Source organism: Leclercia sp. LSNIH1 (genome assembly GCF_002902985.1).
Taxonomy (GTDB): Bacteria; Pseudomonadota; Gammaproteobacteria; order Enterobacterales; family Enterobacteriaceae; genus Enterobacter.
The window spans coordinates 3,609,696-3,636,489 of sequence record NZ_CP026167.1; the positions used below are offsets into that span (position 1 = coordinate 3,609,696).

Genomic DNA, 26,794 nt, shown 5'->3' on the forward strand with positions numbered 1-26,794 from the left:
CATGGTCGAAACCCTGCTGGAAGTGCGCAACCTGAGTAAGACCTTTCGCTACCGTACCGGCTTATTCCGCCGACAGACCGTTGAAGCGGTAAAACCGCTGAGCTTTACCCTGCGTGAAAAGCAGACCCTGGCGATCATCGGTGAAAACGGTTCAGGGAAATCGACGCTGGCGAAGATGCTGGCCGGGATGATTGAACCCTCGGACGGTGAGGTCCTGATTGACGACCATCTGCTGAAATTTGGCGATTACTCGTTCCGCAGCCAGCGGATCAGGATGATTTTTCAGGATCCCTCCACCTCGCTGAACCCGCGCCAGCGTATCTCACAGATCCTCGATTTTCCGCTACGGCTCAATACCGATCTGGAACCTGAAGCGCGACGTAAGCAGATCATCGATACCCTGCGCATGGTCGGACTGCTGCCGGATCACGTCAGCTATTATCCGCACATGCTGGCGCCGGGGCAGAAGCAGCGTCTGGGTCTTGCCCGCGCGCTGATCCTGCGCCCGAAAGTGATCATCGCTGACGAAGCGCTGGCCTCGCTGGATATGTCGATGCGTTCACAACTTATCAACCTGATGCTGGAGTTGCAGGAGAAACAGGGTATCTCGTATATCTACGTCACCCAGCATCTGGGGATGATGAAGCACATCAGCGATCAGGTGCTGGTGATGCACGAAGGCTCAGTGGTGGAGCGCGGCAGCACCGCGTCGGTGCTGGCCGCCCCACTTCACGATCTGACCAAACGTTTAATTGCCGGGCATTTTGGCGAAGCCTTAACCGCCGATGCCTGGCGAAAAGATCGCTGACCTGCCCCGTATGGAGTGGTCGGATTAACACTGTACGCGACACATGCTATTATCGCCGCGTTTTAACGACGGTTGTCCAAAAATGACAGCCGCCACAACAATGAATATAAGGATTAAGAGCTATGGGTTTTCTTTCCGGTAAGCGCATTCTGGTCACTGGCCTTGCCAGCAAACTGTCCATCGCATACGGTATCGCACAGGCGATGCATCGCGAAGGTGCTGAGCTGGCATTCACCTACCAGAACGACAAGCTGAAAGGCCGCGTAGAGGAGTTCGCCGCGCAGCTGGGTTCCAGCATTGTTCTGGAATGCGACGTTGCTAAAGATGAAAGCATCGATGGCATGTTCGCCGAGCTGGCAAAAACCTGGCCGAAATTTGACGGTTTCGTTCACTCCATCGGTTTTGCACCAGGCGACCAGCTCGACGGCGACTATGTAAACGCGGTCACCCGTGAAGGCTTCAAAATCGCACACGACATCAGCTCCTACAGCTTTGTGGCGATGGCGAAATCCTGCCGCTCCATGCTTAACCCGGGCGCAGCTCTGCTGACCCTGTCCTATTTGGGCGCTGAGCGCGCTATCCCGAACTACAACGTAATGGGTCTGGCAAAAGCCTCTCTGGAAGCCAACGTGCGCTACATGGCGAACGCAATGGGTCCGGAAGGCGTGCGCGTAAACGGCATCTCTGCCGGTCCAATCCGTACTCTGGCGGCTTCCGGCATCAAAGACTTCCGTAAAATGCTGGCGCATTGCGAAGCGGTTACCCCAATCCGTCGCACCGTGACCATCGAAGATGTGGGTAACTCCGCAGCCTTCCTCTGCTCTGACCTCTCTGCTGGCATCTCCGGCGAAGTGGTTCACGTTGACGGCGGTTTCAGCATCGCTGCAATGAACGAGCTGGAACTCAAATAAGTTCGTTACCTTCCCGCTCCGGCGGGGAGGTATCCCCACCGTTTCGCCCGCTTTCCCCGCGTTATTCCGTTCCGCTATTTGTTATCACTTAACAATATTTTTCCGCTTATCCGCCTTCCGCCAGGATATTGATCGCCATTTTGAGATCAAGGAACGCACATGGAACAACGCCGTATTTCTGGCAAAGGCCACTGGTATCATGAGACCCAGTCCAGTAGCAGCCCGACGGAAGTCCTGCCTTTGGTTCCCGAAGCCGCGCATGTCGCCGATCGCTTTTTGCTGAACATCGCGCTACCGGCAACGCTGCTGGCAGCCTGTGAACGCTGGTTAACCCCGGCCCGGGCGCTATGCGACCTTTTTTTCCCGCGCACCGTCACCGTTACCCGGCTGCGCACGCTGAGCGCCTACGATCGTTTCAGCACTGCTCTGACTGTCGCCCAGGTGTGCGGCGTGCAGCGTCTGTGTAATCACTACGCCGCCCTTCTCGCCCCGCTCCCCGGTCCCGACTCCTCCCGTGAAAGCAATCGCCGTCTCGCCCAGATCACCCAGTATGCCCGCCAGCTTGCCAGCTCGCCGGATGTGATTGACAGCAAAGCGCAGCAGGGGCTCGATGAGGTGGGCCTGACGGTGTATGACATCGTGACCATCAATCAGATTATCGGCTTTGTGGGCTTTCAGGCGCGCGTGGTGGCGGTGTTTCAGGCCCTGCTCGGCCACCCGGTGCGCTGGCTGCCGGGGCACCATATCCCGCCTCACGCCCTGCCGGACGATAACGACCTGAACACATGGCAGCCTGCCATACCCGAGGTTGAGCGTTGTCAGGCCAGCCCACAGCAGCTGGCCTCGCTTGAACGCTGGCAGGACGAGCCGTTATTGCATCCCCTTACGCCGGTGCTCTGTCATGAACCGTTGATCCTCGATCAAACCGGTGAAATTCTCATCAGTGGCATTCACACGGCGTATAAAGACGATGAGGCGGTAAGGCGTGCGGTAGAACAGCTGGCGCGATCGCCGGATCAGTTCAGCGCCGCGCAGTTTACCCCGCTGACAGATGATGGCCAGTCGCCCGTACAGGCCATCAATCTCCTCACCTGGAGCGCTTTTTGCGGCTGGCTGAACCGTCTGAAAATCGCCATTGGCAGAAGCGAATAACCACACTAACGACCGAAAGAGCGCTTGCTGTAGCAGTGAGATTCGCGTAAAACTGTCAGCCGCTCAATGGCTACGAAAATAGATCACTATGCTCCAGGACAACCCGCTGCTAGCGCAGCTTAAACAGCAACTGCATTCCCAGACGCCACGTGCTGAAGGGGTCGTAAAAGCCACGGAAAAAGGCTTTGGCTTCCTTGAAGTCGATGCGCAGAAAAGTTACTTCATTCCGCCTCCGCAGATGAAGAAAGTGATGCACGGCGATCGCATTACGGCCGTGATCCATAGCGAAAAGGATCGTGAATCAGCCGAGCCTGAAGAATTAATTGAACCGTTCCTGACCCGTTTTGTGGGTAAGGTGCTGAGAAAAGATGACCGTCTGTCCATCATTCCGGACCATCCTCTGCTGAAAGACGCCATTCCCTGCCGCGCTGAGCGTGGCGTGACGCATGATTTTAAAGAAGGTGACTGGGCCGTAGCAGAAATGCGCCGTCATCCTCTGAAGGGCGATCGCGGTTTTTATGCCGAACTCACCCAGTTTATCACCTTCGGTGAAGACCATTTCGTACCGTGGTGGGTCACCCTTGCCCGCCATAATCTGGAAAAAGAGGCGCCAGAAGGCGCAGCGACTGACATGCTGGACGAAGGTCTTGAGCGTCGCGATCTGACTGCACTGAATTTTGTCACCATCGACAGCGCCAGCACCGAAGATATGGACGATGCGCTGTATGTTGAAGAGCAGGCTGACGGTAAACTGCTGCTAACCGTAGCGATTGCCGATCCTACAGCCTGGATCGCGGAAGGTACCCCGCTGGATGACGCGGCGAAAATCCGTGCCTTTACCAACTATCTGCCAGGCTTCAACATCCCGATGCTGCCGCGCGAGCTGTCGGATAATCTCTGCTCGCTGCGCGCTAACGAAGTGCGCCCGGTACTGGCCTGCCGCATGTCCATCGCTGCCGATGGCACTATCGAAGAGAACATTGAGTTCTTTGCTGCGCTGATCGAGTCTAAAGCCAAGCTGGTGTACGACGAGGTCTCTGACTGGCTGGAAAACAGCGGTAGCTGGCAGCCTGAGCATGAGGCCATTGCCGACCAGATCCGCCTGCTGCACCGTGTCTGTCTGAGCCGTAGCGAATGGCGTAAGACCCATGCGCTGGTCTTTAAGGATCGCCCTGACTACCGTTTCATTCTCGGTGAGAAAGGCGAAGTGCTGGATATCGTGGCGGAGCCGCGTCGCATTGCTAACCGCATCGTTGAAGAGTCGATGATTGCGGCGAACATCTGTGCGGCCCGCGTACTGCGCGACAAACTCGGTTTCGGTATCTATAACGTGCATACCGGGTTTGATCCAGCTAACAGCGAAGCCCTGGCGGCCCTGCTGAAAACCCATGACGTGCATGTGGATCCGCAGGAAGTTCTGACCCTGAATGGCTTCTGCAAGCTGCGCCGTGAACTGGATGCCCAGCCATCTGGTTTCCTGGATAGCCGCATTCGTCGCTTCCAGTCTTTCGCTGAGATCAGCACCGAACCTGGCCCGCACTTTGGTCTTGGGCTGGAAGCCTACGCCACCTGGACCTCACCGATTCGTAAGTATGGCGATATGATTAACCACCGCCTGCTGAAAGCGATCGTTAAAGGCGAAACCATTGCCCGTCCACAGGACGAAGCCACGGTGCAGATGGCCGAGCGCCGTCGCCTTAACCGCATGGCGGAACGCGACGTCGGTGACTGGCTCTACGCCCGGTTCCTGAAAGACAAAGCCGGAACGGAGACCCGTTTCGCGGCGGAGATCATCGATGTCAGCCGTGGCGGGATGCGTGTACGTCTGGTGGATAATGGCGCCGTGGCCTTTATTCCTGCGCCGTTCCTGCACGCCGTACGTGACGAGCTGGTCTGCAGCCAGGAAAACGGCACCGTGCAAATCAAGGGCGAAGTGGCCTATAAAGTGACCGAAGTTATCGACGTCACTATTGCTGAAGTGCGCATGGAAACACGCAGCATTATTGCCCGCCCTGCCGTCTGATTATTGAGTGCTTAAAAGTCGGTTCACCTCATTTGAGGGAACCGACTTTTTTTTGCGTTAACGTCAAATTCATCATTTTTACTTATCTTTTTCTCCCCTAAATTGCGAAAAGCGATCACACTTATTCATGACAGTCTGGTGAATGCTTTAACGTGTCACCAGAATATTCATTCGCCTGTATCCTTTTTTGCCGATCTCGTTCTAATATAAGAATACTGGGAAAAAACAATAAGTTTAGTTCGGGTTTACCGTTATTTAAGCACGGTAAAACCGACTGAAAATGCACAGTGTGTGCAATTAAGTGCGCCTGGGAGAGAGCATTATTGACGATCTGGAGCAAAATTTGCTGTTTCGTTACATGGGCACCCACAGTCCCTGGTGGCGACTGACGGCGGACAGTAACGCGCTCCATCTTGCGGCCAGCGAAAGCGCCGATACCACGCAGGTTGTGGCGCTGAATGACGAGCAGGCCAACAGCATTCGCCAGATGACGGTTATTACCTCCAGCATTACCATGACGCTCTCCCTCTACGGAACCGAGGTGCCAGTGCACCTGGTGGGACGTAAGATCAATAAAAAAGAGTGGACCGGTACCGCCTCCGCCTGGAACGACACCCCTTCCGTCGCCCGCGATCTGGCGCAGGGGTTATCCTTTGCCGAGCAGGTGGTTTCAGAGGCCAACTCGGTCATCGTTATTCTCGACCGGCACGGCAATATTCAACGCTTCAACCGCCTGAGCGAAGAATATACCGGGATGAAAGAGCACGAGGTTATCGGTCAGAACGTCTTTAAACTGTTTATGAGCCGCAGCGAGGCAGCGGCTTCCCGGCGTAATATCAGCGGTTTTTTTCGGGACGGCAGCTCCTATGAAGTGGAACGCTGGATTAAAACCCGCAAAGGGCAGCGTTTGTTTTTATTCCGTAATAAATTCGTGCACAGCGGCAGCGGAAAAAATGAAATATTCCTTATCTGTTCCGGTACGGATATCACTGAAGAACGCCGTGCCCAGGAACGTCTTCGTGTACTTGCCAATACCGACACCATTACCGGCCTGCCAAACCGCAACGCTATCCACGATCTGATCAGCGAAGCGATTGAAACCCGTGGCGATGGCCAGGTGGGCGTGGTCTATCTTGACCTCGATAATTTCAAAAAAGTGAATGATGCCTACGGGCATATGTTTGGCGATCAGCTGCTGCAGGCGGTGGCGCTGGCTATCCTCAGTTGCCTGGAGGACGGGCAGGTTCTTGCGCGTCTGGGTGGCGACGAGTTTATCGTGCTGGCAACCGGTACGTCACAGGGTGCGCTCGAGGCCATGGCTTCGCGGATCCTCACCCGCCTGCGTCAGCCTTTCCGGATTGGTTTAATTGAAGTCTACACCGGCTGTTCGCTGGGGATCTCCCTCGCGCCGCAGCACGGCACCGATCGGGAAAGCGTGATACGCAACGCCGATACGGCCATGTATACCGCGAAAGAGAACGGACGCGGCAAGTTCTGCGTTTTCTCTCCGGAAATGAATCAGCGCGTATTTGAATATCTGTGGCTGGACACCAATCTGCGCAAGGCGCTGGAGAATGATCAGCTGGTGATCCACTACCAGCCCAAAATTACCTGGCGTGGCGAGGTGAGAACCCTCGAAGCGCTGGTGCGTTGGCAGTCTCCGGAGCGCGGACTGATCCCGCCGCTGGAGTTTATCTCCTACGCCGAAGAGTCCGGACTGATCGTTCCATTGGGGCGTTGGGTGATGCTGGATGTGGTTCGTCAGGTTGCCAAATGGCGCGATAAAGGCATCAATTTACGCGTGGCGGTCAACGTTTCGGCCCGCCAGCTGGCAGACCAGACGATTTTCAGCGATCTGAAACAGGCGCTGAAGGATCTCAATTTTGAATATTGCCCCATTGACGTTGAATTGACCGAAAGCTGCCTGATTGAAAACGAAGAGCTGGCGCTGTCGGTGATCCAGCAGTTCAGCCAGCTGGGGGCGCAGATCCACCTTGATGATTTCGGAACCGGTTATTCGTCGCTGTCGCAACTGGCGCGTTTTCCCATCGATGCCATTCAGCTCGACCAGGCATTTGTCCGGGATATCCATAAGCAGTCGGTGTCGCAATCGCTGGTGCGCGCGATCGTTGCAGTCGCTCAGGCGCTGAATTTGCAGGTGATTGCCGAAGGGGTCGAGAGTGCGAAAGAAGACGCCTTTCTGACGAAGAACGGCGTCAATGAACGACAGGGATTTCTGTTTGCTAAACCCATGCCCGCTGTCGCTTTCGAGCGATGGTTTAAACGCTATCAGTCACGCAATGCGCGCTAGCTGGCTTTACGCAGCCCCGATGCCGTGTGGCGGTCCTGCAACAGCACCAGCCGCTGCATATAGGCCACGTCCTTAGGTTGCAGGCAGAATGCGGCGTCTACCCAATCTTCCGTGATGTCCATCAGCTCACTGCGCGGCAGCTGCAATACCCGCTGGCGGGCGCGCAGCATCGCTCTGACGCCATTCATTTTGGGTTGTAACGTGTCGATGAAGGTCCGCGTCGCCACGTAGCCCTGGCCGGGTTCGAACAGCACGTCCACCAGCCCCTGCTGCTCATACCATTCCGCAGTGTGCGACTCCCCTTTATAGATCAGCTCTTCTGCCAGTTTCATACCAGAGCGGCGGGCAACCAGCGAGTAGCCTCCCATCCCGGGGAACAGGTTAAAGGCGATTTCAGGAAACCCTAAGCGGGCATCCCGTTGCGCCAGTAAAAAGTGGTGCGCCAGCGCCGCTTCAAAGCCACCGCCAAGGGCACTGCCCTCTACCATCGACAGGGTGATCGCCCCGGTATCAAATCCCCGCGATGCGGCGTGGACACAGTCCACACAGGCGCGGGCATAGGCCCGAAGCGCTTCCCGACGACCGTTCTCAATGCACTCGACAAAGAAGCGTAAATCGCCGCCAGTATTATACATATCGGGCACCAGCGAACCGGTCACCCAGAAATCAACCTCAAACCCGGACTGACGCACCAGCCAGGACAGGTTCATAATCTCCTCTATAAGCGCATGATTGAAGCAGGGACGCGGCTGGGCCCGTAACATCATCCACACGGTACGTCTCTCCTCCTCGTAATAGCCGGCGAGCTGAGTGAATCGTGCAGAATCAGTGAACAGTTTACAGGTTGCCTGATTGATAATTGTCATAGTCTAATTCCTCATAGAAAAAAGCGCCTTGCGCGCAGAGTTAGACTAATCCACTACATAATTCCTACGTATAAAGAAGCATCAAAATATCACTACCATTAATGGGCTTTCGTTAGCTCACTTTTTCCCTTCTCTTTTGCCTTCAATTTCTGCATCATTGAATTTATTCACTTTTCATTTAGGGATGAGATTATGTCTGATATCGATGCACTGAAAGTGGCGCAACGTATTGATACTGTGCTGGATATTCTGGTCGCAGGCGATGTGAACTCTGCTCTTCGTAATCTCGAGATATTAAAATCAGAATTACTGACCCAGGCGGGCGAGCAGAAAAACCCCGAGGCAGTATCGCCTAAATCCCCCTGGGAAGTTTAAGGCTCGATCCATCTCTCGTGTTTATGTCAGTTTTCAACTAACGGCGATGCCGTTTTAATATGGATGCTATGAACTCCCGACAACAAGTAATATTACAGATGGTGATCGATACAGGGCGTGTGAGTGTCGTTGATCTGGCAAAAGCGACCGGCGTGTCAGAAGTCACCATCCGCCAGGATCTCAATCTTCTGGAAAAAATGAGCTACCTCCGTCGCGCGCATGGTTACGCCGTCCCGCTGGACAGCGAAGATGTTGAAACGCGGATGATGAACAACTATGCGCTGAAACGCGAGCTGGCGGAGTTTGCAGCGTCTCTGGTGAATAATGGCGAAACGGTGTTTATCGAGAACGGCAGCTGCAATGCCCTTCTCGCGCGCACGCTGGCCGACCAGAAAGAAGAGGTTACCATCGTGACGGTGAGCAGCTATATAGCGCATCTTCTGAAGGAGACGCGCAGCGAAGTGATTTTGCTCGGCGGCATTTACCAGAAAAAAAGCGAAAGCATGGTTGGCCCGCTTACCCGTCAGTATGTGCAGCAAGTCCATTTCAACAAGGCATTTATCGGCATTGATGGCTGGTTGCCTGATACCGGCTTTACCGGAAGGGACATGATGCGCTCGGATGTGGTAAATGCGGTGCTGGAGAAAGGCGGCGAGACCATTGTGCTCACCGACAGCTCAAAATTCGGTGCGGTTCACCCTTATACCATGGGCCCGGTCTCTCGCTTCAGCCGGGTTATTACCGACGAGGGCATTAAACAGGCGCACATCGCTAATCTGCAGCAAGACGGCTTAACCGTCGATATCGTCAAAAAACCTGCCTGACCCTCCCCTAACGCCCGAATATCGGGCGTCATTTTTCTGCCCCTTCGCTCTGAGACTTTTCTGAACCCCCGTTTAAGACTATTTACCTGTCGGATCAGTAATAAAGACGTAAAATTATTGTTAGCGATATAACAGGAAGTAACTATCACCTGCGTGATCTTGTAACGCCTGCGCAATCAAGTTTCATGGAATAACGCGCTTGAGGGGGATTGATAACCATTTAAGCGAAATGATTTCCGTGGATCAATACTTCAGGAGAATGAATTATGACTTTTAACAGCAAAAAATTATCCGCTGCTATGCTGGCCGTTACGCTGGCATTATCCCTGAGCGCGTGCTCCGGCATGAGCAGACAAGACCGTAATACCGCGATTGGTGCGGGTGCTGGCGCAATCGGTGGTTCCGTCTTAACTGACGGTAGCACGCTGGGTACCCTGGGTGGTGCTGCAGTGGGTGGGATCATCGGTCACCAGGTTAAATAACCTACCGATTGCCATCGCAGTCATTTGATAACGCCCTGCTGTTCTGGCGCTATCTCAAAATAAAAACAATAAGCCACGGTCTCGACCGTGGCTTATTTGTTTTGGCGGTACGTTAACCGCCCGCTAATTTCACTTTCATCCCTTTTGCTTCCAGGAGGGATTTAATGAGATCCCGCTTATCGCCCTGGATCTCAATAACGCCATCTTTAACTGAGCCGCCGCATCCGCATTTTTTCTTCAATTCTGCGGCAATCTGCGTAAGTGTGGCATCGTCAGCGTCAATTCCGGTGATCAGCGATACGCCCTTCCCTTTACGTCCGCTGGTCTGGCGTTGAATACGTACAATGCCATCACCTTTTGGTCGCTCCGCGACCTCTTTTGGCTCATCAATGCGCCCGGTTTCTGTCGAATAGACCAGGCGGCTGTTAGTGTCGCGCATTACGCTCCCTTCTGAAGTGATGCGTTGATAGCTTTAAGGGTTTGTGCCGGATCGGCTGACTGGGTGACCGGTCGACCAATAACCATATAGTCCACGCCCGCCGCCAGCGCCTGTTCCGGGGTCATAATGCGGCGCTGATCGCCGGCATCACTCCCTTGGGGACGGATACCCGGCGTGACAAGCTTGAAATCCTGTCCGATGGCACTTTTGAAGCGAACGGCTTCCTGAGCAGAGCAGACGACGCCATCAAGGCCACAGGAGTGCGTCAGGCGGGCCAGACGTTCGGCATGCTCTGCCGGTGACAACGTCACGCCAAGGTCCAGCAGATCGCTGGCTTCCATGCTGGTCAGCACGGTAACGGCAATCAGCAATGGGGCCTCTTTACCGAAGGGTAACAGCGCTTCGCGAGCGGCGGTCATCATACGCGCCCCGCCGGAGGCGTGAACGTTCACCATCCAGACTCCAAGCTCAGCCGCAGCCGCAACCGCATGGGCCGTGGTGTTAGGAATATCGTGGAATTTCAGATCCAGAAAGACATCAAATCCGCGCTGCTGCATATCCCGAACAATTTGCGGACCAAAAAGCGTGAACATCTCTTTACCGATTTTCAGGCGGCAGTCTTGCGGATCAATTCGATCAACGAACGCCAGGGCATTGTCGCGATTGTTGTAATCCAGAGCGACAACAACAGGAGATTCAGTAACTACGCGGGAGGAAGATGAAGCTACAGACGTCATGACCGGACCTTCTCGTCGATGGGCGCCGCATCGGCGCGGGAATGTTAAACGGCGAGCATTCTACCTGCGCACCACAAAAATTAACAGGTTACATTTTCTTTCCTGCCAGACTACAGCGCGCACGGACCCAGTGTTTAACCTTAATTAGTATGTTGTAACTAAATTAAGCCTTTTTAAAAATTACTGCCCATCGAGGCCGCGAATTGGCTTAATGGTGGACCAGGCGCGGCATGACGGACAGTGCCAGTAGAGGGTATAGGCCGTAAAACCACACTTCTGGCAGCGATAGCGCGGCTTGCTGCGCACCTGCTCGCCTACCATGTCGCGCAGCACCATCAGGCTCTCTTTGGCGCGCCCCTCTTCTGCCTCGTTCAGGTGATAATCCATCAACTTATGGAAGACGCGCATGGTGGGATGGCGCTGCAGCTGGCGGGTAATGTAGACCTGCGCCGTATCACTGCCCTCGTGTTCCTGAACCACATCCGCCAGCATCAGCTCCGCTGTCGCCCCGGTGTTCTCTTCCACGCAACGACGCAGGAAAGCCACCCACTCTGAGGTCATGCCCAGCTGCTGATAGCAGGTTTGCAACATCTCCAGGGTTTCGCTGACCAGCTCTTTATCCTGATCGATAACCCGGAGCAGACTCTCCACCGCCTTCTGGTAATCCCCTTTCGCCATATAGACGCGCCCCATCATGATGGAGACACGCGCGCTGCTGCGATCCGCGGCGGCACCCTTGCGAAGAAGCGCCATGGCTTTGTCCATATCTTCGCTGCCCATCTGTTGCAGGGCGAGTTCACAGTAAAAGTGGCCAATTTCAACGCGCTGTTTATCTTTACCGAGCTTCACCAGACGTTCAGCAACGTCGATCGCTTTCTGCCATTCGCTGGTGGCCTGGTAAATCTGCAGCAACTGCTGCAGGGCGCTGATGCGAAAATCAGTTTCATCCACCAGCTGCTTGAACATCTCTTCGGCGCGATCGTAGAGGCCGGCCGCCATGTAGTCACGGCCCAGCTGTTGTACCGCCAGCAAACGCTGCTCATAGGTTAATGAGGCGCTCTCCATTAAGGTCTGGTGGATGCGGATGGCGCGGTCGACTTCACCGCGGGAGCGGAACAGATTACCGAGCGTAAGGTGGGCTTCAACGGTACCGGTATCCTCTTTCAACATCTCAAGGAACAGATCGACCGCTTTATCCTGTTGGTTGCTCAGAAGGAAGTTAACCCCGGCGACATAGTCGCGAGAAAGACGGTTCGCCTCATCCTGCTTTGTTTGTTGCGCACTTCTGCGGCCCATATACCAGCCATAGGCTGCGGCTACAGGCAAAAGCAGAAACAACAACTCCAGCATCTTAGATTATTCCTTCGCTACCGGCACACCTGAACTTACCGGAACGTCGGCCGGAGGCGCAATTTGGTTTTCAAGACGTTTAATCTTTCGTTCAGCCCGGGCGAGTGTTACCCGAACTTTAAGCCAGAACAGACCGCAAATCAGCCAGCCGATAACAAACCCGGCAGCAAACAGAACCGCCAGGAGGCTGGATATCCGATATTCGCCTTGCGCCAGCAGATAATTAAACGTTACCTGTTGATCGTTTTGCGCACCCAATGTGACGGAAATGACAAAAATCGCCAACACCAGTAAGAAAATGAGTAAATATTTCACATTACTTCCCGTTATGTGGTTTAAGCGAATAAAGAGTGTTCACCATAGCGTAACCAGCCTTATAAACTACCATTTTCAGGACGGGCGCGAAACGGAAAAAGCGTCGCGCCACGTCCAGATCTGCGGCTTAATATAATAATTTCAACCTCAGTCAGCTTTCTTGCTCTCTGTCGGCAATTTCCCGCTTCTCTTCAGCCGGAGGCGTGAGCGGGCCACAGAATCGCTGAGCAAGCCAGGTCGCACAGGTGATCAACAGCCAGGAAATCAATGTGGCGACCACCAGATCCCGCGGCCAGTGCATGCCAAGCAGCAAGCGGCTTCCCATCACGCCCGTCGCCCAGACCAGCAGTACCACGATAGTGACCGTGCGCCGACGCGGCCACAGCAACCCTATCCCCAGTAACGCCCAGCTTGCCGCGAACATGGTATGCCCGGACGGGAAAGCAAAACCGGTCTCTTTCTGCCAGTGTTTACGTAAAAAAGTGGGAATAGTCTGTTGTTCAGCAAGCTGTTCTTCTACCAGCTCACCGCGCGCTTTACGCTTTAAATTGTAGAAGTCGTTGACCGGGACATGGTGAGTTTTTTCCAGCCAGACCACGAAAGGACGCGGCTCCTGCACCCGATCTTTTACCAGGGATTTAACGCCCTGACCCACCAGAATGACCCCCGCAAGGATGGCAAAAAGCATGACGGCTGCCCGCAGGCGGAAACGCAGGCACCACAAAAACCAGCCGCAGAGTAGCGTATGCGTAATAATTCCCCAGGGCTGGGTGACGGTCTCCGTTATCCAGAACAGCACCTTCAACCATCCGCTATTCGTGCCTGGCTGCCACTGCCAGCCCGATATCCATAAGGCCGCAGGCATAATGAGCAATATCCCCGCGCCAACCGCCGTGCGGCGGGCAATTGAAAGCATGTCGTCTCCTTTTTCCGATAAGCCTCACAATCATAACCGAAAAATCAGAACTGCGTAAAAATGTCGGATTGTGCGTTTAACGTTCGTTAAGCCGGCAGTGATTAGGTGAACCCGTGCAGCTTGTGGCAAAATAAGAACATACCGACAGCCAAACAGGCGACAGACACAAGGCGTGTCAGCATTTTCTGGAGAATCACATGCAGCTTAAACGTGTGGCAGAAGCCAATCTGCCAACCCCCTGGGGCGATTTCCTGATGGTGGGCTTTGAAGAACTGGCAACCGGGCAGGATCATGTCGCGTTAGTCTTCGGCGATACGTCCGGGCAGACGCCGGTTCTGGCTCGCGTTCATTCTGAGTGTCTTACGGGTGATGCCCTGTTTAGCCTGCGCTGCGATTGTGGTTTTCAACTTGAAGCTGCCCTGTCGCGCATCGCCGAAGAGGGCCGGGGCATTCTGCTGTATCACCGTCAGGAGGGCCGCAACATCGGTCTGCTGAATAAGATCCGCGCCTATGCGTTGCAGGATCAAGGCTACGATACGGTTGAAGCTAATCACCAGTTGGGCTTTGCTGCCGATGAACGTGATTTCACCCTGTGCGCGGATATGTTCAAGCTGCTGGGCGTCGATGAAGTGCGTCTGCTGACCAATAACCCGCGGAAGGTGGAGATCCTGACCGAAGCCGGGATCAACATCGTTGAACGTGTGCCGCTGATTGTGGGGCGTAACCCGAAAAACGAACACTATCTGGATACCAAAGCGGCCAAGCTAGGTCATCTGCTTAACAAGTAAAAACAACAGCCCGGCAATTTATGCCGGGCTGATTTTCTTTTAGTTCAGCATATTACGAATGACATAGTGCAAAATGCCGTCGTTCTGGTAGTAGGTGAGCTCCGTCGCGGTATCGATACGACAGCGGCAGTTCACCACCTCGGTTTGCCCATCAGCTCGCGTCAGTTTGACCGGCACGGTGGCACCAGGCGTCAGGTTCTGCAGATCCGCAATGTCAATGCGCTCCTCACCCGTCAGCCCCAGGGTTTTACGCGATACCCCCTCCGGGAACTCCAGAGGTAAAATCCCCATCCCGATCAGGTTTGAACGGTGGATACGCTCAAACGATTCGGCGATAACGACGCGTACACCGAGCAACCTGGGTCCTTTTGCTGCCCAGTCGCGGCTTGATCCGGAGCCGTACTCTTTCCCGGCAATGACCGCCAGCGGGATGCCATCCTGCTGATATTTCATCGCCGCATCATAGATTGAGATCACTTCGGTTCCGGGCAGATAGCGTGTCATTCCGCCTTCCACCCCAGGCACCATCTCGTTGCGGATACGAATATTGGCGAAGGTGCCACGCATCATCACTTCATGGTTGCCGCGACGCGAACCGTAGGAGTTGAAGTCCCGTCGCTCTACGCCACGACTCTGGAGATAACGTCCTGCCGGGCTATCCGCTTTGATACTGCCTGCCGGGGAGATATGGTCGGTGGTCACCGAGTCACCGAGGATGGCCAGCACGCGCGCGCCGTGGATATCTTCCAGCGGTTTGGGTTCTGCCAGCATCTCGTCAAAGAACGGGGAGAGACGGATATAAGTGGAATCCTCCTGCCAGCTATAGGTATCTGAGCGCGCCACTTCAATGGTTTTCCACTCCGGCGTGCCTTCAAACACTTCGGCGTACTCTTTGCGGAACATGTCGGTAGACACTTTTTCAACCGCAAGGGCAATTTCCTGTGCCGATGGCCAGATATCTTTTAGATAAACCGGATCCCCTTTGCGATCGTATCCCAGCGGATCGGTTGCCAGATTGATATTCATGTTGCCCGCCAGCGCATAGGCCACCACCAGCGGCGGAGAGGCCAGCCAGTTGGTTTTAATCAGCGGATGGATACGTCCTTCAAAGTTACGGTTGCCCGAGAGCACCGCCCCTACCGTCAGATCGCCCTGCTTGATTGCTGTCTCGATAGGTTCCGGCAGCGGCCCGGAGTTGCCGATACAGGTGGTACACCCGTAGCCCACCAGGTTAAAGCCCAGCTCATCAAGATACGGCGTCAGGCGGGCCTGTGCCAGATAATCGGAGACCACTTTCGAGCCCGGGGCCAGCGAGGCTTTAACCCATGGCTGGCGTTTCAGGCCGAGGGTAACCGCTTTTTTCGCCAGCAGCCCCGCCGCCATCAGGACGCTGGGGTTCGAGGTGTTGGTGCAGGAGGTGATGGCCGCGATCGCAACCGCGCCGTCCGGGAGTTGGTACTGCTGGCCGTTCATGACGTAATCAATGGGCCGGCGATCCTTCTGTGTGGTATTGACCTCCAGTTCAGTGCTGGCGGCAAACGCCTTAGGTACATCCGGCAAAGCCACCCGGTCCTGGGGACGTTTCGGCCCGGCGACGCTGGCCTCTACATCGCCCATATCCAGCGCCAGGGTGCTGGTGAACACCGGTTCATCGCCCGGATTACGCCACATCCCCTGTGCTTTGGCGTAGGCTTCCACCAGCGCGACCTGCTCGCTGCTGCGACCGCTAAGGCGCATATACTCCAGCGTCACGCCGTCAATGGGGAAGAAACCGCAGGTAGCGCCATATTCAGGCGCCATATTGGCGATAGTAGCCCGGTCTGCCAGCGGCAGAGAGTCGAGGCCGTCACCATAGAATTCTACAAACTTACCCACCACGCCGTGCTTACGCAGCATCTGGGTGACGGTGAGCACCAGGTCGGTGGCGGTAATGCCCTCGCGCAGCTTGCCGGTTAGCTTAAAGCCGACCACATCCGGGATTAGCATTGAGACCGGCTGGCCGAGCATGGCGGCCTCGGCTTCGATACCCCCTACTCCCCAGCCCAGCACGCCAAGTCCGTTGATCATGGTGGTGTGGGAGTCCGTGCCGACCAGCGTATCGGGGTAGGCCACCCACTCCTTATCCTGCAGTTCACTCCACACCGCTTTGCCGAGATACTCCAGATTGACCTGGTGGCAGATACCGGTGCCAGGTGGGACGACGCTGAAGCGACTGAACGCCTGCTGGCCCCACTTCAGAAACACATAACGTTCGTGGTTACGCTCCATCTCCAGACGCACGTTCTCTTCAAACGCCTCATCATCGCCAAAATGGTCCACGGTCACCGAGTGGTCAATAACCAGGTCAACCGGGGAGAGCGGGTTCACTTTTGCGGTATCGCCCCCCAGGCGTTTTACCGCTTCACGCATTGCCGCCAGATCAACCACCGCCGGGACGCCGGTGAAATCCTGCATCAGCACCCTGGCCGGACGATAGGCGATCTCCCGGTCGGCGTGGGCGTTCTGCAACCATCCGGCCAGGGCGTGAATATCCTCAGCCGTAACGGAGAGGTCATCCTGCCAGCGCAGGAGGTTTTCCAGTAACACTTTAAGTGACTTGGGTAAGCGCGCAATATCCCCAAGTTCCTTTGCGGCCAGTGGCAGGCTGTAGTAGTGATAGGTTTTGTTCTCAGCCTGCAATGTGTCCTTACTGGCTTCGCGTAGGGTTAACGACATAAGCTCCTCCTTAATTACCGGGATTGCGATGCCCTGACTTTTATCAGGGCCGTAATTAAAGATAACACATCGTCACCGTAACGATTTGATAACAACTCAAATGGACAAATTCAGTGCGAAAAGAAGGCATAAAAAAGCCCCGCGGGCGCGAGGCTTTCATCATTCACTGTAGGGTGAGCCAGAGTAGCTGACACCAGAAGAGGATCGAGAGGGAAAAGGCGGCCATCCACGACCAGTATTTAGCTCCGGATATATTATTCATCATTGCGGCACCACGCTTTATTAATTTATTGCTCGCTGAGTTTGTCTCAGTTCGGTATTGCTGATGTGTATTTATTAAAGAGTACAAAAGCGCATCGGATTATTATCGCCCGGGGCTGATAATAAGAATTATTGTTTTTTGTCTTCGTCTTCTGCGAAGAGATCAATGAAAGCTTGTTGTACAGGCGATAGCTTCCAGGATGCCGGGACGTTACCTGTAGATCCATTACGGACTTTGCGACGCGTGTCACGCTGCTGACATACAGGCTTCACTGCTTCACTACGCCCCTGAACCGCCATGCTTAACCCCAGAATTTCCAGATAAGTAAAGCCACCACTACCCAAAACAGGGTGGAGCCGAGAAACACCGCCAGCCAGGCTTTGCGCTTAAGTCCTGGGTCCCTTTGCGGCTCTTGACGTCCTGACGGCATTGCTAACCCCATACAATCGATTTCGCTTATCATTTGAATACCAAACAATTGGTATAAGTAATCGTAGTTGAGATAAATCCTAAAGAAACTTTAGTCGAAGATCCAGCGAATTTACGAATCGTCTGGCATGAAATAGTTAATCTTTTGAGCGGAAATATATAAATGAAACGTGGGATTTGCATAGCTGCAAAATATTTTCTATTTTTGTCACGTTTTTACAACTGACTCATGAAAAAAACGCCATAACGTTATGGTTATTGTGAGAAATGAACGCAGATCGGGGGGATTTAATTCGGGTCTTAAGAGAAATAACGGTATCTCTCCCGAATGAAAGATACCGGAGGGTATTATTTTTCAGGCAGCTTAATATCTTTAAACATCGCTTCGATATCGTCGTTAGAGCGCAGCGCCACCGCCGTATCTACCACGTCACGGGTCAGATGTGGCGCAAATCGTTGAATAAAATCATACATATAGCTACGCAGGAAGGTGCTACGGCGGAAACCAATTTTGGTCGTGCTGTGGCCGAATACGCCCTGGGTATCCAGACGCACTAAATCCGGATCGGCAACAGGATCCACCGCCATGCTGGCGATAACCCCGACGCCAAGACCCAGCCGCACATAGGTTTTGATCACATCGGCATCGGTGGCGGTAAAGACGATCCTCGGCGTAAGCCCCGCGCGATTAAAGGCGGTATCGAGTTCCGAGCGGCCCGTAAAGCCGAAGGTGTATGTCACCAGCGGATACTGCGCCAGCTCTTCGATGGACACCGACGTTTTTGCCGCCAGCGGATGTTCCGGCGTCACCACAATCGAACGGTTCCAGTGATAGCAAGGCAGCATCACCAGATCGTCATACAGGTGCAGCGCTTCGGTGGCGATGGCAAAGTCCGCATTGCCCTTGGAGACCGCTTCGGCAATCTGTGTTGGCGAGCCCTGATGCATATGCAACGACACGCGAGGGTAGCGCTCGATAAAGCCTTTGATCACCCCTGGCAACGCGTAGCGCGCCTGAGTGTGGGTGGTGGCAATATACAACGAGCCTTTATCTGGCCAGGTGTGCTCTCCGGCAACGGATTTAATGGCATCAACCTTCGACAGCACTTCGCGGGCGATGCGGATAATCTCCTGTCCTGCTGGCGTTACCTGGGTAAGATGCTTACCACTGCGGGCGAAAATCTGGATCCCCAGCTCATCTTCAAGCATGCGTACCTGCTTACTGATGCCGGGTTGCGAAGTGTAAAGACCTTCTGCGGTGGAGGAGACGTTAAGGTTGTGGTTGACCACCTCAACGATATAGCGGAGCTGCTGTAGTTTCATGCCAGACCATCCGATTTAGCGCACACGGGCAATCGCTTAAGACGATTTGATAATAAAGAAAGGGTTAACTATAACCACTATATCACTTATATCTTTGCTGTATAGCCCGGAACAAAAAATAATAACCCGGTAATAAAAAAGGGCCGGAATACCGGCCCTTACGAGGTAACTTAGCGTAAATTAAGGCTATTTCTTGCCTTCAACCCATTTGCCGTCAACATAAAATGCTGACCAGCCGGTGGCTTTACCCTCTTTCTCAGCAGCGACATATTGCTGCTTGGTTTTACGGCTAAAACGCACCACGGTCTTATTACCTTCTGCATCCTGCTGCGGTGCATCAGCCAGATAACGCAGTTTTTCTGGCAGGCGATCGCGGAAGCGGTATAGCTCCTCAACCAGCGGCGCACGCGTTTCACGCGATTTCGGGAAGGTATTCGCCGCCAGGAAGACGCCCGCAGCACCGTCACGCAGTACAAAGTACGCATCGGATTTTTCACACGGCAGCTCCGGCAACGGAACCGGATCTTCCTTCGGCGGTGCCACTTCACCGTTACGCAGGATCTTACGCGTGTTTTTGCAGTCGTCATTGGTGCAGGCCATGTACTTACCAAAACGCCCCATTTTCAGGTGCATTTCAGAACCACACTTCTCGCATTCCACAATCGGACCGTCATAACCCTTGATGCGGAACTCACCCTCTTCAATCTCGTAACCGTCGCAGGTCGGGTTGTTACCGCAGACATGCAGCTTACGTTTCGGGTCGATGAGGTAGCTGTCCATCGCTGTGCCGCACTTATTGCAGCGGCGTTTGGCGCGTAATGCGTTGGTTTCCGCATCGTCGCCTTCCAGCACGTTCAGCACTTCGTTTTCCGGCACCAGGTTGATGGTGGTTTTGCAGCGCTCTTTCGGCGACAACTCATAGCCTGAGCAGCCAAGGAAGACACCGGTCGTGGCGGTACGAATACCCATCTTACGGCCGCAGGTCGGACAGTCGATGCTGGTCAGCACCATCTGGTTCGGCTGCATGCCCCCCTCTTCCGGATCTTTTTCCGCTTTATCCAGCTGCTTGGTGAAGTCGCTGAAGAAGCTATCCAGCACCTTCTTCCACTCGGCTTCATGGTTAGCCACCTGGTCCAGGCTATTTTCCATCTGCGCGGTAAAATCGTAGTTCATCAGCTCGCGGAAGTTATCTTCCAGGCGATCGGTGACGATTTCACCCATTTTCTCCGCATAGAAACGGCGGTTTTCCGTGCGCACATAGCCGCGATCCTGAATGGTCGAGATGATCGACGCATAGGTCGACGGACGACCGATACCACGTTTTTCCAGCTCTTTCACCAGCGAGGCTTCGCTGAAGCGTGCCGGCGGCTTGGTGAAGTGCTGAGCAGGCGTCAGCTCAACCAGGGAAAGTTCATCCCCGGCGTTGACCGCTGGCAGGGTTTTATCTTCATCACCCTTACGCAGCGCAGGCATCACTTTGGTCCAGCCATCGAAACGCAGGATACGGCCACGCGCCTTGAGGCGGAAATCGCCCGCGCCGACGGTCAGCGTGGTGGAGTCATACTGCGCCGGGGTCATCTGACAGGCAACAAACTGGCGCCAGATCAGCTGATACAGTTTTTGCGCATCGGCTTCCATATCCTTGAGGGATTCCGCCAGCACAGAGACGTCAGAAGGACGAATCGCTTCGTGCGCTTCCTGGGAGTTCTCTTTGCTGTTGTACTGATTGGCGCTTTCCGGCAGGTATTTCTTACCGAAATTGTCGCCAATGTAATCACGCACCATGTTGACGGCGTCCTGGCTCAGGTTGGTAGAGTCAGTACGCATATAGGTGATGTGACCCGCTTCATACAGACGCTGCGCCATCATCATGGTTTTTTTCACGCCATAGCCCAGACGGGTGCTGGCCGCCTGCTGCAATGTGGAGGTGATAAACGGTGCGCCAGGCTTGCTGCTGGTCGGTTTGTCTTCACGATCCAGCACCTGATAGCGCGCTTTTTCCAGCAGCGCTACCGCGGCCATGGTCTGTTCGCGATTTTCAGGACGGAACGGCTTATCGTTCTGGTGCGACACTTCCAGCGGCAGGGTGTCGCCGCCCGGCGTGGTCACGCTGGCGTCAACTTCCCAGAACTCTTCTGGCACGAACGCTTTAATTTCGCGTTCCCGTTCAACCACCAGACGCACGGCAACAGACTGTACGCGGCCTGCGGAGAGTCCACGCGCAATCTTTTTCCACAGCAGTGGAGAAACCATGTAACCCACGACGCGGTCCATAAAGCGGCGCGCCTGCTGAGCGTTGACGCGGTCGATATTCAGCTCACCCGGCTTTTCAAAGGCCTGGCGGATCGCGTTTTTAGTAATTTCGTTAAACACTACGCGGCTGTAGCGTGTGTCATCGCCCCCGATCACTTCCCGCAGGTGCCATGCAATGGCCTCCCCTTCGCGGTCAAGGTCGGTTGCGAGATAGATGTGGTCGGCTTTTTCCGCCAGCTGTTTCAGCTCGGAGACGACTTTCTCTTTACCCGGCAGTACTTCGTACTGTGCCTGCCAGTTATCCCATGGGTTAACTCCCATGCGATTTACGAGCGCGCTACGTTCATCCTTTTTAGGCTTTTTGGCCCCTTTGGTGGAGGTAGAGTCGGCGCTCTTCTTGGCTGAGCCACTGGTCGGCAGATCGCGGATATGACCGACGCTGGACTTAACCACGTAGTCACTACCCAAATACTTATTGATCGTTTTGGCTTTTGCCGGGGACTCAACGATAACGAGAGCTTTACCCATATTCACCTTTACCTAATTTGTTTCTTCCAGGAATACGTCGCGTGAGTTCACCTTCCCCTGGCGACGAGACATTTATATAACGACGCCACGAGTGGATATCAACCCCGTTTGCCGTTCAGTCATAAAATCGACATCACATAAGCAGTTGAGTTGACGCGATTTTTCTCGCTCCAGTATAACCACACGACGAGATTTAGGTCGAATGTCAAGCAAATCTGTTGCCAGAATGACGAAAGCGCACACTCTACCTGATAAAATCCGTTACGCAACTTTATTAGCATGCAAAAGCAAATCACGCCAGCGCTGTACCTCTTGCCCTGGAGGGGGTAAAACGGGGAAAATTTGCTCCCGGCACCGCGGCGGCGTAGACTAATATCACTGTTTAAGGAGTGGATAATGCAGCAAAATACCCAACCCATTGACCGTGAAACGTTGCTTGTTGAAGCAAATAAACTCATTCGTGAACATGACGACACCATGGCCGGGATCGAAGCCACGGACGTGGAACAGCGCAATGGTGTGCTGGTGTTCAGCGGTGAGTACTTTCTCGATGAGCAGGGGCTACCAACCCCTCGCAGCACGGCGGTATTTAATATGTTTAAATACCTCGCCCATGTCTTATCTGAAAAGTACCACCTGGTTGATTGATGCAAAAACGCGAGGCACTGGCCTCGCGTTTTTATTCACAGTAGCGGTTTCTGACCTCGCTGTAGCCAGCGCAGCAGCAGACGATCCGCGCTCTCTGCGGCGCTGTTGGTAAAGCGGTCCATCAGCTTTTTACGGCGCGTATAGCGCACGCCCACCAGCTCGCGCCCCTCCATCAGCGAGAGCAGCAGATCGTCGCTGGTTCCCACCTGGTCCACTAGCCCTTTTTCCAGCGCCTGGGTACCGTACCAGTGCTCGCCGGTGGCAACCTCGTCGATATCGAGCGTGGGTCGCATCTGCTTCACAAATCCTTTAAACAGCTGATGGGTGTCATTGAGATCTTCGCGGAATTTCTGTCGCCCCTCTTCGGTGTTTTCACCCAACAGGGTCAGCGTGCGCTTGTACTGGCCCGCCGTGTGAAGCTCAACATCGATGTCTTTATTTTTCAGGAAACGATTGAAGTTAGGGATCTGCGCCACCACGCCAATCGAACCAATAATAGAGAAAGGCGCCGCGACAATTTTATCGGCCACGCAAGCCATCATATAACCGCCGCTGGCAGCGACTTTATCCACCGCCACCGTCAGCGGGATATGTTTGTCACGCAGACGTTGCAGCTGTGAAGAGGCCAGCCCGTAACCATGTACCACCCCACCCGGGCTTTCGAGACGCAGCACCACCTGATCTTCAGCTCTTGCCACCGCCAGCACAGCAGTGATCTCCTCGCGCAGGGAGGAGACTTCATGGGCGTCCATGCTGCCTTTAAAGTCCAGCACATAGACCCGTGGCTTTGCCACCTCCGGATGGAGTTCCTGCTTTGCTTTCTGCTTTGCCGCTTTCGCTTCAAGTTTGTGCTTTTTCTTCTGCGCTTTGTGCCACTGTTTTTGCTGATGCGCATCGAGCAGCGCCACTGACATCTCTTCCTTCATCTCAGTGTACTGCTCGCTTAAGCGGGTAATGCGCAACTCGCCGCGCTGACGTTTGCGCTGCGTCAGGTTAACAATCAGAACGGCGATCACCGCAATGGCAATCACCACCGTCGCAATTTTGGCCAGAAATAAACCGTACTCAGAAAGTAATTCCACGCGTCCACCTTGGTTTAACCACTTGTTTTCTCACCCAGTGTACAATAGCCTTCACCAGGTGTCTCTTACCTGACGATACCCTTGCGAGCCCTCTTCAGAAATGTTTATTTATGAATGAAATATTTGCAAATTGTTAATTTTACAGCGAACTCTCCGGTAGACTGATTGTAATCAACCGCGCTTTCGGGCATAAAGCCGAAAAGAGACCGCACAGCATGGGCCGCGCCAACGCGCGCCAGAGGAGTGACCTTGCACTATCAACCGAAAAAAGATCTACTGCAAAAACGTATTATTTTGGTCACGGGGGCCAGCGACGGTATTGGTCGCGAAGCGGCGCTGACTTACGCCCGCCACGGTGCGCGCCTGATTCTGCTGGGACGTAATGAAGATAAATTGCGTGACGTCGCTCAGGCGATCGCCAGTGAAGGGGGCGCGCAGACCCGCGAATATGTTCTCGACCTGTTAACCTGTACCCCCCAGAGCTGCAGGGAACTTGCTGATCGTATTGCCGCTGAGTATCCCCGTCTGGACGGGGTACTGCATAATGCGGGCTTCCTTGGCGAAGTGCGGCCCATGGAAGAGCAAACGCCGGAGATCTGGCAGCAGGTGATGCAGGTCAACGTTAACGGTACCTTCTTCCTTACCCAGGCATTGCTTCCTTTATTACTGAAGTCTGATTCCGGCTCGCTGGTGTTTACCTCATCCAGCGTTGGGCGTCAGGGTCGGGCTAACTGGGGCGCCTATGCCGCCTCGAAATTTGCCACCGAAGGGATGATGCAGGTCCTGGCCGAGGAGTATCAGAACCGCCATCTGCGCGTAAACTGCATCAACCCCGGCGGGACCCGCACCAGCATGCGCGCCAGCGCGTTCCCGAGCGAAGATCCGCTTAAACTGAAAACCCCTGCCGATATCATGCCGCTTTATCTGTGGCTGATGGGCGATGACAGCCGCCGGAAAACCGGCATGACCTTTGATGCCCAACCCGGCCGTAAACCAGGAATATCGCAATGAGTGATGAACGTCATCAGCAGCGCCAGCAGCGCCTGAAAGAGCAGGTCGATGCCCGCGTTGCCGCAGCTCAGGATGAGCGCGGAATTATTATCGTCTTCACCGGCAACGGCAAAGGCAAAACCACTGCCGCTTTTGGGACCGCCACGCGCGCCGTCGGTCATGGACAAAAGGTGGGTGTGATCCAGTTCATCAAAGGCGAGTGGCCTAACGGCGAGCGTAATCTGCTGGAGCCGCAGGGTGTAGAGTTTCAGGTTATGGCGACCGGCTTTACCTGGGACACGCAAAACCGCGACACTGACACCGCGGCCTGCCTGGCGGTCTGGGAGCATGCAAAGCGCATGCTGGCGGATACCACGTTGAATATGGTTCTGCTCGATGAGATCACCTATATGGTGGCCTACGACTATTTACCGTTACAGGAAGTGGTTGATGCGCTGAACAACCGACCGGCGCACCAGACGGTGATTATTACCGGGCGCGGCTGTCATCGGGATCTTATGGAGATGGCGGATACGGTCAGCGAGTTACGCCCGGTGAAACACGCCTTTGATGCAGGCGTTAAAGCGCAAATCGGCATCGACTATTAACAAAAAACCCGGCCAGGCCGGGTTTTTTATTTTTTAGCCGTTGTTGTTACGGCTGCCAGAGCGGCGATTGCCGCTGACCTGGCTATGGCGTTTAACCGCACGACGGATCTGGTTCGCCTTCATGCGGCGACGATCTTTTTCTACCGCCACTTTCGAGGAGGTTTCCGGCGCCAGCTGCACCAGCTCACGCAGATAGTTGGTCTGGGTTAAATCCAGCTCGGTATAGCCGCCACGTGGCAGCCCCTTCGGCAGAAGAATGTCACCGTAGCGAACGCGGATCAGGCGGCTAACCTGCACGCCAACGGCTTCCCACAGGCGACGCACCTCGCGGTTACGGCCTTCGGTCAGGGTGACGTTGTACCACTGGTTAATACCTTCACCACCGGTAAACTTGATGGTTTTAAACGCAGCCGGGCCATCTTCAAGCTGCACGCCGCGGGAGAGCTCACGGATCTTATTGTCGTCAACTTCACCGAACACGCGGACCGCATATTCACGCTCCACTTCACGGCTTGGGTGCATCAGACGGTTTGCCAGTTCACCATCGGTAGTGAAGAGCAGCAGGCCACAGGTGTTAACATCCAGACGACCTACAGCGATCCAGCGCGCGCCGCGCAGTTTTGGCAGGCGGTCGAATACGGTTGGGCGACCTTCCGGATCGTTGCGGGTGCAGAGCTCGCCTTCCGGCTTATAGTAAGCCAGTACGCGGCAGATTTGCTCGGCGGACTCTTTCACCGAGATCAGGTGGCCATCGATACGGATTTTCAGGCCTGGTACGATTTCCACACGGTCGCCCAGCGTGGCGATTTTACCGTCCACACTGACACGACCTGCTTCGATAATGGTTTCGATTTCACGGCGTGAACCGTGGCCGGCGCGGGCCAGCACTTTCTGTAATTTCTCGCTCATTGAGCTTCCTTCAGGTGTCGCCTTCACAGGCGTCTGGTATACATTCGAAAACAAGGAGTTAAGCGCGATTCAACCTTAACTCAATGATCTGTAACTTTTTCACAGCACACATAATGGCAGACAATACGTCTCGCCCAGTGATTCATGGCCGCACATACTACATGAATTTTAGACTAAATGATTCAACAAGTTTTGCGCCGCGGCGAGCGGGTGCTGGTAACCTGAAGCAAACCCAACGATTTGGGCAGGCAGATTTCTCAGGCCGTAGGCCGCTCATTCCAGGCATCGGTGAACTGAATGTTGCCATCCACGATACGCCAGGTGATTTTTTCATACTGAATACTGACGCTTTCTACATGATTCATTTTATCGTTGCCCGATAATTTTACGTTAGGTACAGCGCAGTTAACGCCAGTGATCTTCACGTTTTCCATCAACACCGTGTAATAGCAGACTTCCTGTCCTGCGTCGTTAATGTGATAAAACCTGATCTCGGCACTTTTCAACGTCTGGCCTGTCGCGGCTGCTTTATAGAGGTAGGGCGTGGAGCTATCGACTTCCTTTTCAATCATCATGGATGAGTGTTGGCGTGTACCGGTAATTTTACCGTTGGCACTGTCAACAGGCAGGTTGATGCCATGACTCAGACCGATAATTTCGACGCTGCCTTCACGGTCCTGCACGTCTACAGAACCTGTAATATCGGCGCCACCATCGTCTTTGAGCCACATATACGGAGGAATTGGCATT

26 protein-coding genes are annotated in these 26,794 nt (G+C 54.4%); 12 read left to right on the forward strand and 14 right to left on the reverse strand.

Annotation, left to right across the window (positions count from 1 at the left end; all coding sequences use genetic code 11):
* Position 1: 1 nt before the first annotated feature.
* The 5 genes from sapF (at position 2) to pdeR (ending at position 7,205) form a co-directional block, all read left to right on the forward strand.
* A complete protein-coding gene (gene sapF, locus C2U54_RS17875; protein WP_103179872.1) occupies positions 2-808 on the forward strand; it encodes a putrescine export ABC transporter ATP-binding protein SapF in 807 nt (268 codons plus the stop codon).
* A gap of 122 nt (positions 809-930) precedes the next feature.
* Positions 931-1,719, forward strand: coding sequence for an enoyl-ACP reductase FabI (fabI, locus tag C2U54_RS17880; RefSeq protein ID WP_103179873.1), 789 nt, complete (start codon positions 931-933; stop codon positions 1,717-1,719).
* Positions 1,720-1,878: 159 nt separating this feature from the next.
* Positions 1,879-2,871, forward strand: a complete 993-nt coding sequence (locus C2U54_RS17885; RefSeq protein ID WP_103179874.1) for a CMD domain-containing protein — start codon at positions 1,879-1,881, stop codon at positions 2,869-2,871.
* A gap of 88 nt (positions 2,872-2,959) precedes the next feature.
* Entirely contained in the window at positions 2,960-4,894 is a 1,935-nt protein-coding gene (locus tag C2U54_RS17890; protein ID WP_103179875.1) for an exoribonuclease II, read from the forward strand.
* A gap of 319 nt (positions 4,895-5,213) precedes the next feature.
* Positions 5,214-7,205 (forward strand): cyclic di-GMP phosphodiesterase, encoded by a 1,992-nt coding sequence (pdeR, locus tag C2U54_RS17895; RefSeq protein WP_103181095.1) that lies wholly within the window; start codon positions 5,214-5,216, stop codon positions 7,203-7,205.
* Here pdeR and C2U54_RS17900 read toward each other — a convergent pair.
* A complete protein-coding gene (locus tag C2U54_RS17900; protein ID WP_103179876.1) occupies positions 7,202-8,071 on the reverse strand; it encodes a crotonase/enoyl-CoA hydratase family protein in 870 nt (289 codons plus the stop codon). The genes pdeR and C2U54_RS17900 overlap by 4 nt on opposite strands.
* 192 nt (positions 8,072-8,263) lie before the next feature.
* On the opposite strand from C2U54_RS17900, the gene yciZ reads away from it, so the two are divergent.
* The 3 genes from yciZ (at position 8,264) to osmB (ending at position 9,752) form a co-directional block, all read left to right on the forward strand.
* A complete protein-coding gene (yciZ, locus tag C2U54_RS17905; RefSeq protein ID WP_103179877.1) occupies positions 8,264-8,446 on the forward strand; it encodes a protein YciZ/DeoL in 183 nt (60 codons plus the stop codon).
* Between the two features lie 68 nt (positions 8,447-8,514).
* A complete protein-coding gene (gene yciT / locus C2U54_RS17910; RefSeq protein WP_103179878.1) occupies positions 8,515-9,270 on the forward strand; it encodes a DNA-binding transcriptional regulator YciT in 756 nt (251 codons plus the stop codon).
* A 266-nt stretch (positions 9,271-9,536) separates the two neighbouring features.
* Positions 9,537-9,752: an osmotically-inducible lipoprotein OsmB gene (gene osmB / locus C2U54_RS17915; protein WP_103179879.1), complete on the forward strand. Its 216-nt coding sequence runs from the start codon at positions 9,537-9,539 to the stop codon at positions 9,750-9,752.
* 112 nt (positions 9,753-9,864) lie between these two features.
* Here the strand turns inward: osmB and yciH are convergent, their stop codons facing one another.
* The 5 genes from yciH to pgpB form a co-directional block, all read right to left on the reverse strand.
* On the reverse strand, positions 9,865-10,191 hold the full coding sequence (yciH, locus tag C2U54_RS17920; RefSeq protein WP_103179880.1) for a stress response translation initiation inhibitor YciH: 327 nt from the start codon (positions 10,189-10,191) through the stop codon (positions 9,865-9,867).
* Positions 10,191-10,928, reverse strand: coding sequence for an orotidine-5'-phosphate decarboxylase (gene pyrF / locus C2U54_RS17925; RefSeq protein ID WP_103179881.1), 738 nt, complete (start codon positions 10,926-10,928; stop codon positions 10,191-10,193). The genes yciH and pyrF overlap by 1 nt, the downstream gene beginning before the upstream one ends.
* A 180-nt stretch (positions 10,929-11,108) precedes the next feature.
* Positions 11,109-12,278, reverse strand: a complete 1,170-nt coding sequence (gene lapB / locus C2U54_RS17930; RefSeq protein ID WP_103179882.1) for a lipopolysaccharide assembly protein LapB — start codon at positions 12,276-12,278, stop codon at positions 11,109-11,111.
* Positions 12,279-12,284: 6 nt separating this feature from the next.
* Positions 12,285-12,593 (reverse strand): LapA family protein, encoded by a 309-nt coding sequence (locus C2U54_RS17935; RefSeq protein WP_103179883.1) that lies wholly within the window; start codon positions 12,591-12,593, stop codon positions 12,285-12,287.
* Between the two features lie 151 nt (positions 12,594-12,744).
* Entirely contained in the window at positions 12,745-13,509 is a 765-nt protein-coding gene (gene pgpB, locus C2U54_RS17940) for a phosphatidylglycerophosphatase B (protein WP_103179884.1), read from the reverse strand.
* 197 nt (positions 13,510-13,706) lie between these two features.
* On the opposite strand from pgpB, the gene ribA reads away from it, so the two are divergent.
* The gene (gene ribA / locus C2U54_RS17945) at positions 13,707-14,297 is read left to right on the forward strand and encodes a GTP cyclohydrolase II (RefSeq protein ID WP_168192025.1); all 591 of its coding nucleotides are present in this window, start codon (positions 13,707-13,709) and stop codon (positions 14,295-14,297) included.
* Positions 14,298-14,336: 39 nt separating this feature from the next.
* Here ribA and acnA read toward each other — a convergent pair whose 3' ends face one another.
* The 5 genes from acnA to topA form a co-directional block, all read right to left on the reverse strand.
* Complete coding sequence (acnA, locus tag C2U54_RS17950) at positions 14,337-17,012, reverse strand: aconitate hydratase AcnA (RefSeq protein WP_103179885.1); 2,676 nt, start codon at positions 17,010-17,012, stop codon at positions 14,337-14,339.
* 163 nt (positions 17,013-17,175) lie between these two features.
* Positions 17,176-17,277, reverse strand: a complete 102-nt coding sequence (gene ymiC, locus C2U54_RS27775; protein ID WP_231736514.1) for a small membrane protein YmiC — start codon at positions 17,275-17,277, stop codon at positions 17,176-17,178.
* A 298-nt stretch (positions 17,278-17,575) separates the two neighbouring features.
* Positions 17,576-17,716: a YmiA family putative membrane protein gene (locus tag C2U54_RS17955; RefSeq protein WP_214422604.1), complete on the reverse strand. Its 141-nt coding sequence runs from the start codon at positions 17,714-17,716 to the stop codon at positions 17,576-17,578.
* Between the two features lie 335 nt (positions 17,717-18,051).
* Entirely contained in the window at positions 18,052-19,026 is a 975-nt protein-coding gene (gene cysB, locus C2U54_RS17960; RefSeq protein ID WP_103179887.1) for an HTH-type transcriptional regulator CysB, read from the reverse strand.
* Between the two features lie 186 nt (positions 19,027-19,212).
* Entirely contained in the window at positions 19,213-21,807 is a 2,595-nt protein-coding gene (topA, locus tag C2U54_RS17970) for a type I DNA topoisomerase (RefSeq protein WP_103179888.1), read from the reverse strand.
* Positions 21,808-22,203: 396 nt separating this feature from the next.
* On the opposite strand from topA, the gene C2U54_RS17975 reads away from it, so the two are divergent.
* Positions 22,204-22,455: a YciN family protein gene (locus C2U54_RS17975; RefSeq protein ID WP_103179889.1), complete on the forward strand. Its 252-nt coding sequence runs from the start codon at positions 22,204-22,206 to the stop codon at positions 22,453-22,455.
* A gap of 35 nt (positions 22,456-22,490) precedes the next feature.
* On the opposite strand, the gene sohB is transcribed toward C2U54_RS17975, so the two are convergent.
* Positions 22,491-23,537: a protease SohB gene (gene sohB, locus C2U54_RS17980; RefSeq protein WP_103179890.1), complete on the reverse strand. Its 1,047-nt coding sequence runs from the start codon at positions 23,535-23,537 to the stop codon at positions 22,491-22,493.
* 249 nt (positions 23,538-23,786) lie between these two features.
* On the opposite strand from sohB, the gene C2U54_RS17985 reads away from it, so the two are divergent.
* Together C2U54_RS17985 and cobO are read left to right on the forward strand one after the other, a co-directional pair.
* The gene (locus C2U54_RS17985) at positions 23,787-24,548 is read left to right on the forward strand and encodes a YciK family oxidoreductase (RefSeq protein WP_103179891.1); all 762 of its coding nucleotides are present in this window, start codon (positions 23,787-23,789) and stop codon (positions 24,546-24,548) included.
* A complete protein-coding gene (cobO, locus tag C2U54_RS17990) occupies positions 24,545-25,135 on the forward strand; it encodes a cob(I)yrinic acid a,c-diamide adenosyltransferase (RefSeq protein WP_103179892.1) in 591 nt (196 codons plus the stop codon). Before C2U54_RS17985 ends, cobO begins: the two co-directional genes overlap by 4 nt.
* Before the next feature lie 33 nt (positions 25,136-25,168).
* On the opposite strand, the gene rluB is transcribed toward cobO, so the two are convergent.
* Both rluB and C2U54_RS18000 read right to left on the reverse strand, forming a co-directional pair.
* A complete protein-coding gene (rluB, locus tag C2U54_RS17995) occupies positions 25,169-26,044 on the reverse strand; it encodes a 23S rRNA pseudouridine(2605) synthase RluB (protein ID WP_103179893.1) in 876 nt (291 codons plus the stop codon).
* Between the two features lie 257 nt (positions 26,045-26,301).
* Positions 26,302-26,793, reverse strand: a complete 492-nt coding sequence (locus tag C2U54_RS18000) for an Hcp family type VI secretion system effector (RefSeq protein ID WP_103179894.1) — start codon at positions 26,791-26,793, stop codon at positions 26,302-26,304.
* Between the last annotated feature and the right edge of the window lies 1 nt (position 26,794).

Coding starts and splice junctions, on each gene's coding strand:
- cobO (WP_103179892.1), top strand. CDS start 24,545: ATGAGTGATGAACGTCATCAGCAGCGCCAGCAGCGCCTGAAAGAGCAG.
- sapF (WP_103179872.1), top strand. CDS start 2: ATGGTCGAAACCCTGCTGGAAGTGCGCAACCTGAGTAAGACCTTTCGC.
- C2U54_RS17890 (WP_103179875.1), top strand. CDS start 2,960: ATGCTCCAGGACAACCCGCTGCTAGCGCAGCTTAAACAGCAACTGCAT.
- ymiC (WP_231736514.1), bottom strand. CDS start 17,277: ATGATGAATAATATATCCGGAGCTAAATACTGGTCGTGGATGGCCGCC.
- osmB (WP_103179879.1), top strand. CDS start 9,537: ATGACTTTTAACAGCAAAAAATTATCCGCTGCTATGCTGGCCGTTACG.
- yciZ (WP_103179877.1), top strand. CDS start 8,264: ATGTCTGATATCGATGCACTGAAAGTGGCGCAACGTATTGATACTGTG.
- yciH (WP_103179880.1), bottom strand. CDS start 10,191: ATGCGCGACACTAACAGCCGCCTGGTCTATTCGACAGAAACCGGGCGC.
- ribA (WP_168192025.1), top strand. CDS start 13,707: ATGCAGCTTAAACGTGTGGCAGAAGCCAATCTGCCAACCCCCTGGGGC.
- yciT (WP_103179878.1), top strand. CDS start 8,515: ATGAACTCCCGACAACAAGTAATATTACAGATGGTGATCGATACAGGG.
- acnA (WP_103179885.1), bottom strand. CDS start 17,012: ATGTCGTTAACCCTACGCGAAGCCAGTAAGGACACATTGCAGGCTGAG.
- cysB (WP_103179887.1), bottom strand. CDS start 19,026: ATGAAACTACAGCAGCTCCGCTATATCGTTGAGGTGGTCAACCACAAC.
- topA (WP_103179888.1), bottom strand. CDS start 21,807: ATGGGTAAAGCTCTCGTTATCGTTGAGTCCCCGGCAAAAGCCAAAACG.
- lapB (WP_103179882.1), bottom strand. CDS start 12,278: ATGCTGGAGTTGTTGTTTCTGCTTTTGCCTGTAGCCGCAGCCTATGGC.
- pgpB (WP_103179884.1), bottom strand. CDS start 13,509: ATGCTTTCAATTGCCCGCCGCACGGCGGTTGGCGCGGGGATATTGCTC.
- C2U54_RS17955 (WP_214422604.1), bottom strand. CDS start 17,716: ATGGGGTTAGCAATGCCGTCAGGACGTCAAGAGCCGCAAAGGGACCCA.
- C2U54_RS17900 (WP_103179876.1), bottom strand. CDS start 8,071: ATGACAATTATCAATCAGGCAACCTGTAAACTGTTCACTGATTCTGCA.
- rluB (WP_103179893.1), bottom strand. CDS start 26,044: ATGAGCGAGAAATTACAGAAAGTGCTGGCCCGCGCCGGCCACGGTTCA.
- C2U54_RS18000 (WP_103179894.1), bottom strand. CDS start 26,793: ATGCCAATTCCTCCGTATATGTGGCTCAAAGACGATGGTGGCGCCGAT.
- fabI (WP_103179873.1), top strand. CDS start 931: ATGGGTTTTCTTTCCGGTAAGCGCATTCTGGTCACTGGCCTTGCCAGC.
- C2U54_RS17885 (WP_103179874.1), top strand. CDS start 1,879: ATGGAACAACGCCGTATTTCTGGCAAAGGCCACTGGTATCATGAGACC.
- pyrF (WP_103179881.1), bottom strand. CDS start 10,928: ATGACGTCTGTAGCTTCATCTTCCTCCCGCGTAGTTACTGAATCTCCT.
- C2U54_RS17975 (WP_103179889.1), top strand. CDS start 22,204: ATGCAGCAAAATACCCAACCCATTGACCGTGAAACGTTGCTTGTTGAA.